19 protein-coding genes, 2 tRNA genes and 1 pseudogene are annotated in these 13,712 nt (G+C 66.9%); 10 read left to right on the top strand and 12 right to left on the bottom strand.

All coding sequences use genetic code 11. The features are described from left to right. Positions 1-78: 78 nt before the first annotated feature. Genes ccoP through ccoN form a run of 4 tightly spaced genes read right to left on the bottom strand, consistent with a single transcriptional unit; the run spans position 79 to position 3,405 of the window. The gene (ccoP, locus tag ACWPN3_RS25455) at positions 79-969 is read right to left on the bottom strand and encodes a cytochrome-c oxidase, cbb3-type subunit III (protein WP_109449624.1); all 891 of its coding nucleotides are present in this window, start codon (positions 967-969) and stop codon (positions 79-81) included. A 3-nt stretch (positions 970-972) separates the two neighbouring features. After that, positions 973-1,134 carry a cbb3-type cytochrome c oxidase subunit 3 gene (locus tag ACWPN3_RS25450; protein ID WP_012972963.1) on the bottom strand — a complete coding sequence of 54 codons (162 nt, stop codon included), beginning with the start codon at positions 1,132-1,134 and terminating at the stop codon, positions 973-975. 15 nt (positions 1,135-1,149) lie between these two features. Next, positions 1,150-1,887, bottom strand: a complete 738-nt coding sequence (ccoO, locus tag ACWPN3_RS25445) for a cytochrome-c oxidase, cbb3-type subunit II (RefSeq protein WP_492261807.1) — start codon at positions 1,885-1,887, stop codon at positions 1,150-1,152. A gap of 21 nt (positions 1,888-1,908) precedes the next feature. Beyond that, positions 1,909-3,405, bottom strand: a complete 1,497-nt coding sequence (gene ccoN / locus ACWPN3_RS25440; protein ID WP_109449626.1) for a cytochrome-c oxidase, cbb3-type subunit I — start codon at positions 3,403-3,405, stop codon at positions 1,909-1,911. 246 nt (positions 3,406-3,651) lie between these two features. Here ccoN and ACWPN3_RS25435 point away from each other — a divergent pair, with 246 nt between their 5' ends. From ACWPN3_RS25435 to ACWPN3_RS25425, 3 genes are all read left to right on the top strand, one after another. Beyond that, positions 3,652-4,224: a hypothetical protein gene (locus tag ACWPN3_RS25435; RefSeq protein WP_492261806.1), complete on the top strand. Its 573-nt coding sequence runs from the start codon at positions 3,652-3,654 to the stop codon at positions 4,222-4,224. Positions 4,225-4,279: 55 nt separating this feature from the next. Then, entirely contained in the window at positions 4,280-4,639 is a 360-nt protein-coding gene (locus ACWPN3_RS25430; protein WP_492239931.1) for a cupin domain-containing protein, read from the top strand. Positions 4,640-4,718: 79 nt separating this feature from the next. Then, positions 4,719-5,930: a class I SAM-dependent rRNA methyltransferase gene (locus tag ACWPN3_RS25425; RefSeq protein WP_492239930.1), complete on the top strand. Its 1,212-nt coding sequence runs from the start codon at positions 4,719-4,721 to the stop codon at positions 5,928-5,930. 122 nt (positions 5,931-6,052) lie between these two features. Here the strand turns inward: ACWPN3_RS25425 and gluQRS are convergent. Continuing rightward, positions 6,053-6,899 (bottom strand): annotated as a pseudogene (gene gluQRS, locus ACWPN3_RS25420) (tRNA glutamyl-Q(34) synthetase GluQRS). Between the two features lie 77 nt (positions 6,900-6,976). Further along, positions 6,977-7,144, bottom strand: a complete 168-nt coding sequence (locus ACWPN3_RS25415; protein WP_014248815.1) for a hypothetical protein — start codon at positions 7,142-7,144, stop codon at positions 6,977-6,979. Positions 7,145-7,565: 421 nt separating this feature from the next. Between ACWPN3_RS25415 and ACWPN3_RS25410 the strand changes: the two genes are divergently transcribed. Then, on the top strand, positions 7,566-8,129 hold the full coding sequence (locus ACWPN3_RS25410; protein ID WP_109449637.1) for an HNH endonuclease: 564 nt from the start codon (positions 7,566-7,568) through the stop codon (positions 8,127-8,129). A 71-nt stretch (positions 8,130-8,200) separates the two neighbouring features. Here ACWPN3_RS25410 and ACWPN3_RS25405 read toward each other — a convergent pair whose 3' ends face one another. Both ACWPN3_RS25405 and ACWPN3_RS25400 read right to left on the bottom strand, forming a co-directional pair. Further along, positions 8,201-8,785, bottom strand: coding sequence for a demethoxyubiquinone hydroxylase family protein (locus ACWPN3_RS25405; protein ID WP_109449639.1), 585 nt, complete (start codon positions 8,783-8,785; stop codon positions 8,201-8,203). Next, on the bottom strand, positions 8,782-9,318 hold the full coding sequence (locus ACWPN3_RS25400; RefSeq protein ID WP_109449641.1) for a disulfide bond formation protein B: 537 nt from the start codon (positions 9,316-9,318) through the stop codon (positions 8,782-8,784). The genes ACWPN3_RS25405 and ACWPN3_RS25400 overlap by 4 nt, the downstream gene beginning before the upstream one ends. A gap of 227 nt (positions 9,319-9,545) precedes the next feature. Between ACWPN3_RS25400 and ACWPN3_RS25395 the strand changes: the two genes are divergently transcribed. Further along, a tRNA-Leu gene (locus tag ACWPN3_RS25395) sits at positions 9,546-9,630 on the top strand. Between the two features lie 33 nt (positions 9,631-9,663). On the opposite strand, the gene ACWPN3_RS25390 is transcribed toward ACWPN3_RS25395, so the two are convergent. Beyond that, positions 9,664-10,017, bottom strand: coding sequence for a carboxymuconolactone decarboxylase family protein (locus tag ACWPN3_RS25390; protein WP_492239928.1), 354 nt, complete (start codon positions 10,015-10,017; stop codon positions 9,664-9,666). 210 nt (positions 10,018-10,227) lie between these two features. Here ACWPN3_RS25390 and ACWPN3_RS25385 point away from each other — a divergent pair, with 210 nt between their 5' ends. From ACWPN3_RS25385 to ACWPN3_RS25375, 3 genes are all read left to right on the top strand, one after another. Next, positions 10,228-10,611 (top strand): rhodanese-like domain-containing protein, encoded by a 384-nt coding sequence (locus tag ACWPN3_RS25385; RefSeq protein ID WP_492239927.1) that lies wholly within the window; start codon positions 10,228-10,230, stop codon positions 10,609-10,611. An 83-nt stretch (positions 10,612-10,694) separates the two neighbouring features. Next, positions 10,695-10,916, top strand: a complete 222-nt coding sequence (locus ACWPN3_RS25380; RefSeq protein ID WP_492239926.1) for a hypothetical protein — start codon at positions 10,695-10,697, stop codon at positions 10,914-10,916. Continuing rightward, positions 10,913-11,098 (top strand): hypothetical protein, encoded by a 186-nt coding sequence (locus ACWPN3_RS25375; RefSeq protein WP_109449650.1) that lies wholly within the window; start codon positions 10,913-10,915, stop codon positions 11,096-11,098. The genes ACWPN3_RS25380 and ACWPN3_RS25375 overlap by 4 nt, the downstream gene beginning before the upstream one ends. A gap of 82 nt (positions 11,099-11,180) precedes the next feature. Here the strand turns inward: ACWPN3_RS25375 and ACWPN3_RS25370 are convergent. Beyond that, positions 11,181-11,265, bottom strand: a tRNA-Leu gene (locus ACWPN3_RS25370). A 255-nt stretch (positions 11,266-11,520) separates the two neighbouring features. Between ACWPN3_RS25370 and ACWPN3_RS25365 the strand changes: the two genes are divergently transcribed. Further along, a complete protein-coding gene (locus ACWPN3_RS25365) occupies positions 11,521-11,694 on the top strand; it encodes a hypothetical protein (RefSeq protein ID WP_199237670.1) in 174 nt (57 codons plus the stop codon). A gap of 32 nt (positions 11,695-11,726) precedes the next feature. On the opposite strand, the gene ACWPN3_RS25360 is transcribed toward ACWPN3_RS25365, so the two are convergent. After that, positions 11,727-11,972, bottom strand: coding sequence for a hypothetical protein (locus ACWPN3_RS25360; protein WP_109449652.1), 246 nt, complete (start codon positions 11,970-11,972; stop codon positions 11,727-11,729). A 118-nt stretch (positions 11,973-12,090) separates the two neighbouring features. After that, positions 12,091-12,876, bottom strand: a complete 786-nt coding sequence (locus ACWPN3_RS25355) for a competence/damage-inducible protein A (protein ID WP_492239925.1) — start codon at positions 12,874-12,876, stop codon at positions 12,091-12,093. Positions 12,877-12,942: 66 nt separating this feature from the next. Here ACWPN3_RS25355 and sfsA point away from each other — a divergent pair, with 66 nt between their 5' ends. Continuing rightward, complete coding sequence (gene sfsA / locus ACWPN3_RS25350; RefSeq protein WP_492241367.1) at positions 12,943-13,695, top strand: DNA/RNA nuclease SfsA; 753 nt, start codon at positions 12,943-12,945, stop codon at positions 13,693-13,695. The last annotated feature ends 17 nt before the right edge of the window (positions 13,696-13,712 follow it).

Here is a 13,712-nt window from a genome sequence, read left to right as displayed (position 1 = left end):
CAAAGAAAAAGGCGCCGGGGAGTGACCTCCCCGACGCCCTCTCCGGTCGGTTCCGCAGCGGCCCGCCCGGGCTTCGGCTTACTTGCCGCCGCCCAGGTTGTGGACGTAGACGGCCAGCGACTTGATCGTCGCATCGTCCAGGCGCTTGGACCAGGCCGGCATGACGCCGGCGCGGCCGTTGGTCACCGTCTCGACCAGCGTCTGCTTGTCGCTGCCGTAGAGCCAGTTGGCCTGCTTCAGCGGCGGAGCGCCGACACCGTCGACACCGGCGGCAACCGAGCCCTGGGCCGCATCGCCGTGGCAGGCGGCGCAGTTCTCGTCATAGACGGCCTTGCCCTTGGCGGCCTTGCCCGCATCGGCGGTCTTGCCGTTCAGCGACAGCACATAGTCCGTGACCTGATCGATCTGGTCGCGGTTGAGGATGCCGTCCTTGCCGAAGGCGGTCATGCCGACGTTCGGCGTGCCGCGGGTGTCGCCGTCATCCGAGCGGATGCCGTGCTGGATGGTCTTGTAGATGTCGGCCGAGGAGCCGCCCCACAGCCACACGTCGTCGGCCAGCGTCGGGAAGCCCTTGGCGCCCTGGCCGCCGGCGCCGTGGCAGGCGGCGCAGTTCTCGTTGAAGTAGGACCGGCCGCCGGCCATCGCGAAGCCCAGCAGGTCCTTGTCCTTCTGGATTTCGTCGACCGACTTGGCGGCGATGGCGGTCAGGTACTTGGCCTGGCCGGCCTTCGCCTCCGCCAGCTTGGTGTCCAGCTCCTCGCGCTGGGAATATCCCAGGATGCCCTTCGTGTAGGTCTTGCCCAGCGGCCAGGCCGGGTAGAACACGTAGTACACCATCGCCCAGGCGATGCAGACATAGAAGAGATACAGCCACCATTTGGGCAGCGGATTGTTCAGCTCGCGCAGTCCATCCCACTCGTGGCCGGTGGTCTCGACGCCGGACAGCTCGTCCTTGTAATTCTGTGCCATGGTCTAAAGCTCCTGACCATCATCCTTGAGCGGGATCTGGGCGGCATCGTCGAAGGTGCGGCGGTTGCCGGGCCACATGGCGTAAACCAGGATGCCCGTCAGCAGCAGCATCAACCACACCGTCCAGAAGGACCGAAGCATCACCGTGATCGAATCCAAGTCCATGGATTCCTCCCCCGATTACTGCTGCAGCTGCTTGGACTGGTACTTGGTGAAGTCCACCATGGTGCCCAGCACTTGCAGGTAGGCGACGAGAGCGTCCATTTCGGTGACGGTCTTTTCGCCGGTGAAGTTCGCCACCACGGCCTTCGGATAGCGCTTCATCAGCCCGGCGGTGTCGCCGTCGGGGTTCTTCTGCGCTTCCAGGTCGGCCTTGGCGTTGGCGACCTGCTCGTCGGTGTAGGGCACCCCGACGATCTTCAGCGTCTTCAGGTGGTCGCCGATGTCGCCGTAGCTCAGCGGACGCTCCTTCATCCAGCTATAGCCCGGCATGATCGACTCCGGCACGACCGAGCGCGGGTTCACCAGATGGGCGACCTGCCAGGCGTTGGAGTATTTGCCGCCGACGCGGGCCAGATCGGGACCGGTGCGCTTGGAGCCCCACTGGAACGGATGGTCGTACATCGACTCCGCCGCCAGCGAGTAGTGGCCATAGCGCTCGACCTCGTCACGGAACGGACGGATCTGCTGGCTGTGGCAGTTGTAGCAGCCTTCGCGCAGGTAGATGTTCTGCCCGGCCAGTTCGAGCGGGGAGTAGGGACGGACCCCCTCCACCTTCTCGATGGTCGATTCGATGGTGAAGAGCGGGACGATCTGAACCAGACCGCCGATCGACACGGTGATCAGCACGAGCACGATCAGCAGAAGGGTGTTCCGCTCGATCAGGTCGTGGCTGAAGCCCTTTTTATCCTGAGCCATTTCTCGCATCCTTCCCTAGCGTCAGGCCGCGCCGACCGTCGCCTTGTGCGGCGTGGTGACATAGGGCTTCTCGATGCGGACATCGCCCTTCGCCGTGCGCCACAGGTTGTAGACCATGATGAGAGCGCCGGTGACGAACAGGACGCCGCCCATCGCGCGGATCACGTAGAACGGGTGCATCGCCGCGACGGTCTCCACGAAGGAGTACTGCAGGAAGCCCAGGTTGTCGTAGGCGCGCCACATCAGGCCCTGCATGATGCCCGACACCCACATGGCGGTGATGTAGAGCACGATGCCGATGGTGGCGGTCCAGAAGTGGTAGCTGACCAGGCGCATGCTGTAGAGCTGCGAGCGCTTCCACAGCACCGGCACGAGATAGTAGATCGCGCCGAACGAGACGAAGGCGACCCAGCCGAGGGCGCCGGAGTGCACGTGGCCGACGGTCCAGTCGGTGTAGTGCGACAGGGCGTTGACCGGCTTGACCGACATCAGCGGGCCTTCGAAGGTCGACATGCCGTAGAAGGCGACCGAGGTGACCAGGAAGCGCAGGACCGGATCGGTGCGCAGCTTATCCCACGCGCCCGACAGGGTCATGATGCCGTTGATCATGCCGCCCCAGGACGGCATCCACAGCATGACGGAGAAGGTCATGCCCAGCGTCTGCGCCCAGTCCGGCAGGGAGGTGTAGTGCAGGTGGTGCGGACCGGCCCAGATGTAGAGGAAGATCAGGGTCCAGAAATGGACGATCGACAGGCGGTAGGAATAGACCGGCCGCTCGGCGCGCTTGGGCACAAAATAGTACATGATGCCCAGGAAGCCGGCGGTCAGGAAGAAGCCGACCGCGTTGTGGCCGTACCACCACTGCACCATGGCGCTCTGCACGCCCGACACGAAGGTGTAGGACTTCATGCCGAACAGCGACACCGGGACGTTGATGTTGTTGCCGATGTGCAGGATCGCGACGGTGAGGATGAACGCCATGAAGAACCAGTTCGCCACATAGATGTGCGACTCGCGCCGCGTCATCACCGTGCCGATGAACTGGACCGCATAGAGCACCCAGGTGACCGTCAGGTACAGGTCGAGGATCCATTCGGGCTCGGCGTATTCCTTGCCCTGGGTGAAGCCCAGGACGTAGCTCAGCGCCGCGAGCACGATGAAGACGTTGTAGTTCCAGAAGATGAACTTCGCCAGCCCTTCGCCCCCGAAGAGATACTGGCGGCACGTCCGCTGGACCGAATAGAGCGAAGTGGCGAACAGCACATTGCCGCCGAACGCGAAAATCACGGCCGAGGTGTGGACGGGGCGCAGGCGCCCGAAGCTCGTCCACTCCAGCCCGAGATTCAGCGCCGGGAAAGCCAGCTGCAGAGCGATGAAGGTGCCGGCCAGGAAACCGACCACGCCCCAGAACACTGCAGCGATCACGAAGAGTCGGATGGCGTCCTCATGGTAACGCACGTCTTCCGACACCCGCTGGCTGCCCAGGGTGGCCCCTGAAGTCAGAGTCGCTGATGTCATACAATCTCTCCCGTTTGCCCCGGGCGGCCGCGGGGCCGCGCCTTCTGGGTTGCACCACCACTGGGTACGTACTGTTAAGGAGCGGGACAGGTTGCACTCGGAAATGCCGAAAGGGACGCCGGGCGCGCCTGTCTCCAATGGCGCCCACTATGTGGATGGGGGGGTTCAGCAACATTGATCTACGTCAACGACCCTTCCGCCCCGGGGCTGCCATCGTTCAGTGTCCTTGCAATCGGCCGGGCTGAAATGGACGACGGTTTCATCGCTAAACCCCTTGGTCGGCGCCAGATCGACCAGGCTTACCCGCTGGTCTGCGCCCTGGCGCCGGGCCTGGGGGTCGACCAATGGCGCGCATTTGCCGCAGCGGTTCTGGACAGCGCAACCCTGGGGAGCAGTGCGGACGGTGGCGCAGGAGACGGCCGCCAGCCGGCAAGCCGGGGCATCATGACCGTGCAGAACGCGCAGGGGTACCTGCACGGCCTGTTCTCCTACACGGCCGAACCGCACCTGCTGCACGGGCGGACGCTGTGCGTCGACAACTTCGTCGTGCTCGACCTGTTCGACGTCGCCGGCGTGGCGGAAGCCCTGCTGCAGGCGATGGAGGGGCTGGCCCGGCGGCTGGGCTGCGCCGCCATCCACACCACCCTGCCCGACCGTTTCGCCCGACCCGATTCCCTTCAAGGCTCCGGCCGCGACCCGATCCCCGACTGCTTCCGCACCGAAGGGCACCGGCAGGAAACGATCCGCTTCTGCAAGGAGCTGGCGGTGGTCAACGACAATGCCCCGACGCTGGCGGAGGGACGGCGCGACGCGGAGTAGCGCCTGTCGGGCCGGGAGGCGCACAATGCCGGACCTTGCAAAGGAAACGTCTCGGATGAGCGACGCGCTGGTCGGCAGCCTGCTGGAAGGACTTCCCGCAAGTCCGCAGCCCGAAGAACTGTTCAAGACGCTGGCGGCGCTGCCCGGTGTGCGCATCGAGCGGATCGTCTCCACCGGCCAGTCCTCCCCGGACGGCTTCTGGTACGACCAGGAGTGGGACGAGTTCGTCCTGCTGGTCGCGGGCTCCGCCACTCTGCAGGTGGACGGAGAGGGAGACCGCCCGCTGTCCCCCGGCGACTGGGTGCTGCTGCCCGCCCGCACCCGCCACCGCGTTGCCGCCACCGCCGCCGGCGGGCCGACCGTTTGGCTGGCGGTCCATGCCGGTGAGCCGGGCGGCACCACCGGATCGGGGTAGAGGCCGAACGGCGCGGAGCGGCATGGGCGGGCCACCGCAGCCATTGCGCGCCGCCGATTTGCCGCTAGGATGCGGGCCCATGAGCGACACCGGCACCAAACCCGTCAAGAAATACCCCGCGATCCATCTGCAGTCCGGCCGCCAGCGGCGCGTCATGCAGGGGCATCCCTGGGTCTATTCCAACGAAGTCCAGATGGACACCACCGCCAAGGCGGTGCCGCCCGGCAGCCCGGTGCGGCTTCTGGACCCCGGCGGGACGCCGCTGGGCATCTACACCTTCAATCCGCATACGCTGATCGCCGCCCGGCTGCTGTCAAACGACCCGGCGACCGTGGTGGACCAGGCCTTCATCGCCGACCGGCTGCGCCGCGCGGTGGAGTTGCGCGACCGCCTGTTCAGCCGTCCCTTCTACCGCGTCGTCCATGCCGAGGCCGACGGGCTGCCCGGGCTGATCGTCGACCGCTTCGACGATGTGGTGACGGTGCAGGCCAACTCCGTCTTCATGGACCGCCGGATCGACGAGATCCTGGCCGCCATCGACGAGGTGATGGCGCCGCGCGCGGTCATCCTGCGCAACGACGGCAGCCAGCGCGCGCTGGAAGGGCTGGCGGAGGAGACCCGGCTGGCCAAGGGCGAGATCGACGGCTCGATCCGCCTTGAAGAGAACGGCGCCACCTTCTTCGCCAACCCGCTGGACGGCCAGAAGACCGGCTGGTTCTACGACCAGCGCGACAACCGCGCCTTCATCGCCTCGCTGGCCAAGGGCGGTCGGGCCATCGACTTCTACAGCTACAATGGCGGCTTCGGCATCCAGTGCGCGGTGGCCGGCGCCACCCAGGTGATCGCGGTCGACCGCTCCGCCCTGGCCCTGGAGAACGCCACCCGCGCCGCCGCGGCGAACGGCGTCGCCGACCGCTTCGAGGCGCGCAAGGCCGACGCCTTCCAGGAGATGGAGCGGCTGGGCACGGCCGGCGAAACCTTCCAGGTGGTGGTCGCCGATCCGCCGGCCTTCGTGAAGTCGAAGAAGGATCTGGCGGCCGGCAGCCGCGCCTACCGCAAGATGGCGCGGCTGGCGGCGAAGATCACGGCACCGGGCGGTTATCTGCTCTGCGGGTCGTGCAGCCACAATGTCGATCCGCCGACCTTCGCCGAACTGGTCGCCCGCGGCCTGCACGACGCCGGCCGCACCGGCCGCATCCTGCGCAGCGCCGGCGCCGGCCCCGACCATCCGGTCCACCCGCACCTGCCCGAGTCGGCCTATCTGAAAGCGCTCGTGCTGCAACTGGACTGAGTGCAGCCCGCCTGGGCATCCAGGACGGACGGGCGGACGTACACACGCGGTACGTCCCCCGTACGCCTCCAGCCCCGGCCCGGCCCGCCAGTGACACGTACGCCTGCCGCCCGGAGCGAGCCCTATCCTGCAAATCCCGCCAGCGCCCGCACCTCGGCCGGGCTGCGGCCCTCGTCCCGCAGCGACCGCAGGGACTGGGCGCGGTCGCGCTTGGCCAACCGCTCGCCCGCCGCATTCCGCAGCAGGCCGTGATGGTGGTAATCGGGGGGATCGTAGCCCAGCAGGGCCTGCAACAGCCGGTGCAGATGGGTGGCGAAGAACAGGTCCTCGCCGCGGGTGACAAGGGTCACACCCTGGAGATGATCGTCGACGGTGACGCTGAGGTGATAGCTGGTCGGCGTGTCCTTGCGCGCCAGCACCACGTCGCCCAGCAGTTCCGGCGTCGCGTTCTGCCAGCCCAGCGCCCGGTCGTGCCAGCGCAGCGGCCCGGTCAGCCGGCAGGCGGCCTCCACATCGAGTTGCAGCGCCCAGGCGTCGCCCCGCTCGATCCGCTCGGCGCGCTCCGCGGCGGAGCGATGGTGGCAGGTGCCGGGATAGAGCGGCCCGTCGGGTCCATGGGGAGCCGCACCGGCCCGCGCGATCTCGGCGGCGATGTCCTTGCGGGTGCAGAAACAGGGATAGAGCACGCCCAGCGACTCGAGCCGGGCCAGAGCGGCGCGGAAATCGTCGAAATGGTCGGACTGGCGGCGGATCGGACCGTCCCAGTCGAGGCCGAGCCACGCCAGAATCCTCGATCAGGTCGCGCTCGTACTCCGGACGGCAGCGGTTGGGGTCGATGTCCTCGATCCGCAACAGGAAGCGGCCGGCGGCACTGCGGGCGGTGGTCCAGCCGAACAGCGCGGAATGGGCATGGCCCAGATGCAGATGCCCGGTGGGGCTGGGGGCGAAGCGGGTGACGAGATCGCTCATTCCCGCTTTATAACGGCTGGCGTGACCTAGATGTAAGCGCGGATCGGATATGGGGCCTGATCGAATATGGGGCCCGATCAGATGTAAGGATTGTCGCGGATCGGCTCGACCGGGATCTCTTCGCCTTCCAGATAGAGCGCCAGACGGCGGCGCAGCTCGCGGTCGAACGCATCGATGCGAATCTGGCGCTCACGCTCCTCGCGTTCACGGCGCTTCTGGGCAAGGTCGATGATGACGGCGGTCATGGCGGACTTTCCTCGGGGTCGCTTCCGGCCGGTTCGGACCGGCGGGATCGGCTTGGATCAACGAGGTCCACCATCGCGCCGTCATGGTTAACGAGGGGTAAGCACGCAAGGCGGGCGCGACTGTTTTTTGCCGATGTCACAGCCGCCTTCACAGCCGCCGCGGGTGGGGCCACTTGACCGCATCCCCGCCGCACCCACCTTGCCCACAGCGCGAAAAAGGTTACACAACGGTGAAGAAATTCGGCCGCACCGGGTCAAGATATTGAGTCCCGAGCCCCGATCCACTATGTATCTGGTTGTCCCGGAGGACGATTCGGCCGCCGGGGCGCAGCAGACATGCCCCGCGCACGGTGCCGCAGCAGTGTCGCGTGCCGGGTCCAGAAACGGTCTCAGACAACGGTTACAGACAAGGGAGTGGCCATTGGCTCCACCACCCGATCACTGTCCGGCTCTGGTGCTGAACGCGGATTTCCGCCCGCTCAGTTACTTCCCCTTGTCGCTATGGTCCTGGCAGGAAGCGGTCAAGGCGGTCTTTCTCGAACGGGTCAACATCGTATCGCACTATGACCGGGTCGTCAGATCCCCCAGTTTTGAAGTCCGGTTGCCCAGCGTCATCTCGCTGAAGGAATTCATCCCGGCCTCGCGCCGTCCGGCCTTCACCCGCTTCAACGTCTTCCTGCGCGACCGCTTCACCTGCCAGTATTGCGGCCGCCCCTTCCCCACCCACGACCTGACCTTCGACCATGTGATTCCGCGGTCCCGCGGCGGTCGGACGACGTGGGAAAACGTCATCACATCCTGCTCGGCCTGCAATCTGGCGAAGGGCGACCGCCTTCCCCATGTCTGCGGCATGATCCCCCTCACGCCGCCCTTCCAGCCCAGTGCCTACGAGCTGCAAGAGAACGGACGCGCCTTCCCGCCAAACTTCCTCCATGAAAGTTGGCGGGATTTTCTTTACTGGGACTCGGAACTGGACCCGATGTAGGCTTGGCGCCGTGCCGTCAACGGATGGGGGCCGCTGCCGGCCCCTGCATCCGCCGCCTCAAACCCGCCCCGTCACACCCGTTCCGCCACCCAGATCACCGCCCGGGTGCCGGCCTTGATCGCCGCCGACAGCAGCGGGTAGCCCGCCGCGCGCTCCGCCTCGTTCTGCAAGCCGATGTCGCGGTGCTCGACCTCTTCCGCCTGGAACTTGCGGATGCTGTCGGACAGCTCCTGCTCGTCCGGGCCAAGATGAGGCAGTTGCGCCTCGTAATGCTCCTCGATCACCTCTTCGACCGCGACGGTGCAGGCCATCGCCGCCCGTTCGCCGAGGATCGCAGTGCCGGCGCCCAGCAGGAAGCCGGTGACGTGCCACAGGGGTTGCAGCAGGGTCGGCCGCACCCGGCGCCGGTTCAGCTGCTTCTCGAAATATTCGAGATGGACCAGCTCCTGATCGGCCATGTGGCGCAGGGTCTTGCCGTGGCGGCCCTTGCCCATCACGGCGATCTGGCCCTCATAGATGCGCTTGGCGCCATATTCGCCGGCATGGTCGACGCGGACGATGCGGGCCAGCCGGTCGCGCCGCGGCAGGTCGCCGGGCAATGCACCGTGACGCGCGCCGTGACGGGAATTGGCGGTGGGAGACGTCGTTTCACTCACAATGCGGTCCTCGACACCGGGGTGCGGGTATAGGCGATGCGTGCCGCGACGAAGGCGTAGGCCGCCAGCGCCAGCGAGATCGCCACGTTGTAGCCCGCCATGGAGATCCCGAACAGCGACCACGCCACTTCGTCACAGCGGGTGACCGGGGCGGCCAGCACCTGGGCGCGCAGTGCCTCCAGCGAATTGGCCGCGGCCGAGCCGCCGCAGGACGAGGTGCCGGCCCACCAATGCTGCTCCACCCCGACATGATAGGCGGCAATGCCGGCACCGGCCAGCAGGGCCAGCCCGCTCACCACCAGCAGCGCGTCGCCCAGCCCCTTCCAGCGGCGGAACAGCCAGGTCACCAGCCCCAGCACCATCACCGCCACATAGGGCCAGCGCTGCATGATGCACAGCACGCAGGGTTGGTAGTTCAGCACGAACTGGAAGAACAGGGCCGACAGCAGCACCCCGGCACTGGCCAGCGCCAGCAGCAGGGCGGCGATGCGGGGATCCTCGAAGGCACGGGAGAGAAAGGGCTTGGTCGTCATGGCGGACAAGGTAGCGCGTGCGAGGCCGTTCGGCCAGCCGTCCGCAAGGCCCGCGGCACGCCTGCGACGGCATGACAGGGCGGCGGCATCGGCAGGGAATAAGCGGCACCGCGGCTGCGTCGCCGGGCGCTGTTTCGCCCCGGACCCGGGCAGCGAACCGGGATGCCCGGATGCCTGTTCTTTTGCCCTTTCCGTTTGCGGACTGTTGCGCTAGAAGAGGCGTCGCTGCGGGCGTGGTGAAATTGGTAGACGCGCCGGACTCAAAATCCGGTTCCGCAAGGAGTGTCGGTTCGAGTCCGACCGCCCGCACCACCCGATCCCTCTGTTGTGGGATCGCGGTTCCGGTCAGCCGGCCGCCTTTTCGGCGAATTGGTCGAATGCTTCGACCGCCTGGGCGGCATACATCACCGACGGCCCGGCGCCCATATAGACCGCCATCCCCATCGTCTCCATCACCTCGTCGCGGGTCGCCCCCTGCTTCATCGCCGCTTCGGCATGAAAGGCGACGCAGCCGTCGCAGCGGATCGCCACCGCGATGGCGAGCGCGATCAGTTCCTTGGTCCTGGTGTCCAGCGCATCCGCCTTGAGCGCCGCCTGGGCCATCCCGGAAAAGGCTTTCATGACCTCCGGGGCGCCGCCGCGCAGCTCGCGGATGGCTCCGGACAGCTCGCCGGTCATCTGCGGCCAGTTCTTGTGCATGGGTCTTCTCCTGCCATCGAAAAAAGGCGCACCGGACGTCCGGGTCGCCGCCCAGCCGGAACCGCCTTGGCGGAAAGCGAGCTGCGGGCGACATCGCCCCATTGACTTAACATTAGAATATACTAATTTATTGGTCAAGGGCAGTCCGACGGCTGCTTGCGGTCCGATGCCACGGCCCGGCCCGCAATCCCCTTTCAAGGATCGACTCCGATGTTCCTCTGCTCCCTGATGCGACGCCTGTTCCCGACCGCGCAGCCCGAAAAGCAGGGCGGCACCGACCGGATCCTGCAGGTCGATCCGCAGACCGCCATTCACTGGCAGGCGAAAGGCGAGGCGGTGATCGTCGATGTCCGCGAACCGCATGAGCACGCCGCCGGCCATATCCCCGGCGCCATCCTGAACCCGCTGTCGCGCTTCGACCCGTCGCGCGTCCCGGCCGAGCCCGACAAGCATCTGGTCTTCCACTGCCAGGGAGGCATGCGCTGCGGTCCCGCCGCCGAGCGCATGATGGCCGCCGGCCATACCGGCACCATCAACCGTCTCAGCGGCGGCTTTTCCGCCTGGGCCAAGGCCGGCGGCCCGGTGGAGCGCTGACGCCCCTCTCAAAGCCGCTGGCCTGCGCCTCACGGCGGACGTATGTGTCTGTCGGTCACAGACAGATATGCAGGGACCGTCGAATGAAGCCCGCCCCCTTTCCTCCCGCGGCCTCTTCCCCGATCGTCGTCGACGAAACCGGACCGCAGAGCTTCACCCTCACCGTGACGTTCGACGGCCAGCGGTTCGAGTGCGGCAGATACATCAGCCGCGCCGCGGCGATGCAAGCCGGACGGCTGTTCCTTCAACGCAAGGAGGGGGAAGCCGCCAACGGCCGGACGAAACGGAAGCCGGGCAGGACGTGACGCCCGACATGCCGCCCGATGACGACCGCACCCGCCTCGCCGCCAATGTCGGCGCGGCCATCGCCGTCATGATCGTCCTTGGCCTGGGATACTGGCTGATGGGTGCCCTGATGCATCAGTCCAGGACCGAGGACTGTCTGCTGGCCCATCGGCGCAGCTGCGGCACGGTCGAGGTGCGGTGAGGTTTCCGGCCGCCGACCCGGAGCCGTTGCCATACCGCCGCCAACCGGCGGCAGGACTGAAGATTTCACAGTATTTTCAATATGGTGCGGGCGGTGGGACTCGAACCCACATACCTAAGGGTGAGGGATTTTAAGTCCCTTGCGTCTACCGGTTTCGCCACGCCCGCGCCCCGGGCCCTGCCATTGCAAGCCGATGCTGATGCACCGGACCGATGACGGCAAAGCTCATGTCCACGGACCGGCCCCGCGCTGCCCGCGGAGATTGCATACCGCAATATGCAACGCACCGTTCCGTGGTCATGACTTAGACAATCGCGGGGGCGCGGGTCAAGGGGCCTTCGCAAAACCGCAGGCATTCCCATATCGAAGGACGCGCAACTGGGGGCCGGCCCGCACCGGCTCGGGAGCAGGAGGGAGACGGCGTGAGCGAGACGCAATGGATGTCGCTGGTGGCGCTGCTGATGGTCGCGGTGCTGGTGGTGCCGGCGGCCCTTCGCCGCAACCGAGGGGCTGTTCTTCGCAACGCGGCGCTGTGGCTGGCGCTGATCGTCGCCCTCGTCTGGGTTTACGACCGCTTCGGACCGTTCGGCAACTGACCGCCGCCCCACCCCGGCGTTGTGCCGCGGCGTTAGGGGCGGGTGTCCTCGTTCATCGTCATGATGCCGATTCCCATCGACACGCTGCCGAAGGTCAGCATCAGGCCGGCATAGAGCATCACCGTGGCGGTGATGCCGTATTCGCTGCTGCCGATCAGGGTCGCCAGCTTGGCGACGTCGAACCACAACAGCCCGCTTGCCAGCACCACGGCGCCGACGATGCCGGCGAACAGGTGGCGGAGAAGAAACAGCAGCGCTGTTTTCTCGAAGCTCTTCATGGCGGGGCTCCCGCGGCGGGAAAGACGGAGATGAGAGGAATTTAATGTAGGACCGAATCGGTCCGCGGCAATCGATCCGCCGACATATCCCCCGTCAGAGCGGCCGTCATACCCGCCACTATCCTTTCGTACCGACCGTGACGGTCGGCGTGCCGCCAAGGCCGCGGATGATCTCCGCCAGCTCGTCGGCGGCACCCGTCACCTCCGCCTCGTCGGTGCCGCGCAGCACCAGGCTGACGCCGAAGAAGCCGTGGCGGAAGTAAGGATAGCTGCCGATCTCCAATGCCGGATGGCGGTCCTGCAGGGCCGACAGCTCGGCGGCGATCACGCCCTCGCCCAGTTCGCAGGCCACCGTGCGGGCATGCAGCGCCGGGCCGCCGGCCAGACGCGGCAGGATGCCGTCCAGCATCGCCCGCATGATGTTGGGCACGCCGGCCATGACGAAGACGTTGCCGATCTGGAAGCCCGGCGCCTGGCTGATCGGGTTGTCGATCAGGATGCCGCCGGCCGGGACGTTGGCCATGCGCAGCCTTGCCTCGTTCAGCTGGCCGGCGGCGTAATGGCGCTCAAGCCGGGCGACCGCTTCCGGATTGCGCTCCAGCGCCACGCCGAACGCCTTGGCGACGCAGGCGGCGGTGATGTCGTCGTGGGTCGGGCCGATGCCGCCGGTGGTGAAGACATAGGTGTAGCGGGCGCGCAGGGCGTTGACCGCGGCGACGACCTCCTCCTCGACGTCCGGCACCACGCGGGCCTCGCGCAGCCGCACGCCGATCTCCGTCAGTTTCTCGGCGATGTGGCCGAGGTTGGCGTCCTTGGTGCGGCCCGACAGGATCTCGTTGCCGATCACCAGCACGGCGGCGGTCGGGTTGGCTCCGGTCTCGTTTGCAGCAGCTTCGGACGTCATCTGGCGGGGGTCTCCATCGGAACGCTCTTGTCGGGCGGGAAGGCCAAGGGTAGCGTCGCCGCCAAGATGCGCTTTCCCACCCCCCTTCTTCAAGGCCGCCTGATCCGCCGCTACAAGCGGTTTCTCGCCGACGTCCTACTGGACGGGGTGGAGGTGACGGTGCATGTCCCCAATTCCGGCAGCATGATCGGGCTGGACAGTCCCGGCTCCGCCGTCTGGCTGTCGCGTTCCGACAATCCCAAACGCAAGCTGGCTTACACGCTGGAGCTGGTGGAGGCCGCCGCCCCCTGGGGCGAGGGGCTGGTCGGCGTCAACACCGGCCACCCCAACGCCCTGGTCGCCGCCGCGATATCGGCCGGCACCATCCCGGAGCTGGCCGGCTACGACCGGCTGCGGCGCGAGGTGAAATACGGCCGCAACAGCCGCATCGACGTGCTGCTGGAGGACGACCCGGCCAGGCCCGGCGCCGATCACCTTTCTATGAGGCCTCCCGCCTATGTAGAGGTCAAGAACGTCCATCTGCGCCGCCCCGGCGGCCCGCATGGAGACGCCGCCGAATTCCCGGACTGCGTGACCGCCCGTGGCGCCAAGCATCTGGAGGAGATGGCGGCGATGGTGGCGCAGGGCTGCCGCGCGGTCATGCTCTACCTTGTCCAGCGCGGCGATTGTTCCCATTTCCGCACGGCGGCCGATCTCGACCCGGCCTATCATGACGGGCTGCGCCGTGCACTGGATTCGGGTGTGGAGGCGCTATGCTGGTCTTGCGCGATCACGCCCGAATCGATTGAATTGGACCGGCCGCTGCCGATCCGGCTTTAGGGTCGCGGCAGCAGGCC

The sequence above is a fragment of the Azospirillum sp. UENF 111221 genome (assembly GCF_058780625.1).
Note: the sequence above shows the minus strand (reverse complement) of the source record. Positions and strands in the feature narration are given on the sequence as shown.

Bases quoted from the DNA above. Each gene is read 5' to 3' on its own strand.
- ccoP (WP_109449624.1), bottom strand. From the start codon at position 969: ATGGCACAGAATTACAAGGACGAGCTGTCCGGCGTCGAGACCACCGGC.
- ACWPN3_RS25450 (WP_012972963.1), bottom strand. From the start codon at position 1,134: ATGGACTTGGATTCGATCACGGTGATGCTTCGGTCCTTCTGGACGGTG.
- ccoO (WP_492261807.1), bottom strand. From the start codon at position 1,887: ATGGCTCAGGATAAAAAGGGCTTCAGCCACGACCTGATCGAGCGGAAC.
- ccoN (WP_109449626.1), bottom strand. From the start codon at position 3,405: ATGACATCAGCGACTCTGACTTCAGGGGCCACCCTGGGCAGCCAGCGG.
- ACWPN3_RS25435 (WP_492261806.1), top strand. From the start codon at position 3,652: ATGGACGACGGTTTCATCGCTAAACCCCTTGGTCGGCGCCAGATCGAC.
- ACWPN3_RS25430 (WP_492239931.1), top strand. From the start codon at position 4,280: ATGAGCGACGCGCTGGTCGGCAGCCTGCTGGAAGGACTTCCCGCAAGT.
- ACWPN3_RS25425 (WP_492239930.1), top strand. From the start codon at position 4,719: ATGAGCGACACCGGCACCAAACCCGTCAAGAAATACCCCGCGATCCAT.
- ACWPN3_RS25415 (WP_014248815.1), bottom strand. From the start codon at position 7,144: ATGACCGCCGTCATCATCGACCTTGCCCAGAAGCGCCGTGAACGCGAG.
- ACWPN3_RS25400 (WP_109449641.1), bottom strand. From the start codon at position 9,318: ATGACGACCAAGCCCTTTCTCTCCCGTGCCTTCGAGGATCCCCGCATC.
- ACWPN3_RS25390 (WP_492239928.1), bottom strand. From the start codon at position 10,017: ATGCACAAGAACTGGCCGCAGATGACCGGCGAGCTGTCCGGAGCCATC.
- ACWPN3_RS25385 (WP_492239927.1), top strand. From the start codon at position 10,228: ATGTTCCTCTGCTCCCTGATGCGACGCCTGTTCCCGACCGCGCAGCCC.
- ACWPN3_RS25380 (WP_492239926.1), top strand. From the start codon at position 10,695: ATGAAGCCCGCCCCCTTTCCTCCCGCGGCCTCTTCCCCGATCGTCGTC.
- ACWPN3_RS25360 (WP_109449652.1), bottom strand. From the start codon at position 11,972: ATGAAGAGCTTCGAGAAAACAGCGCTGCTGTTTCTTCTCCGCCACCTG.
- ACWPN3_RS25355 (WP_492239925.1), bottom strand. From the start codon at position 12,876: ATGACGTCCGAAGCTGCTGCAAACGAGACCGGAGCCAACCCGACCGCC.
- sfsA (WP_492241367.1), top strand. From the start codon at position 12,943: ATGCGCTTTCCCACCCCCCTTCTTCAAGGCCGCCTGATCCGCCGCTAC.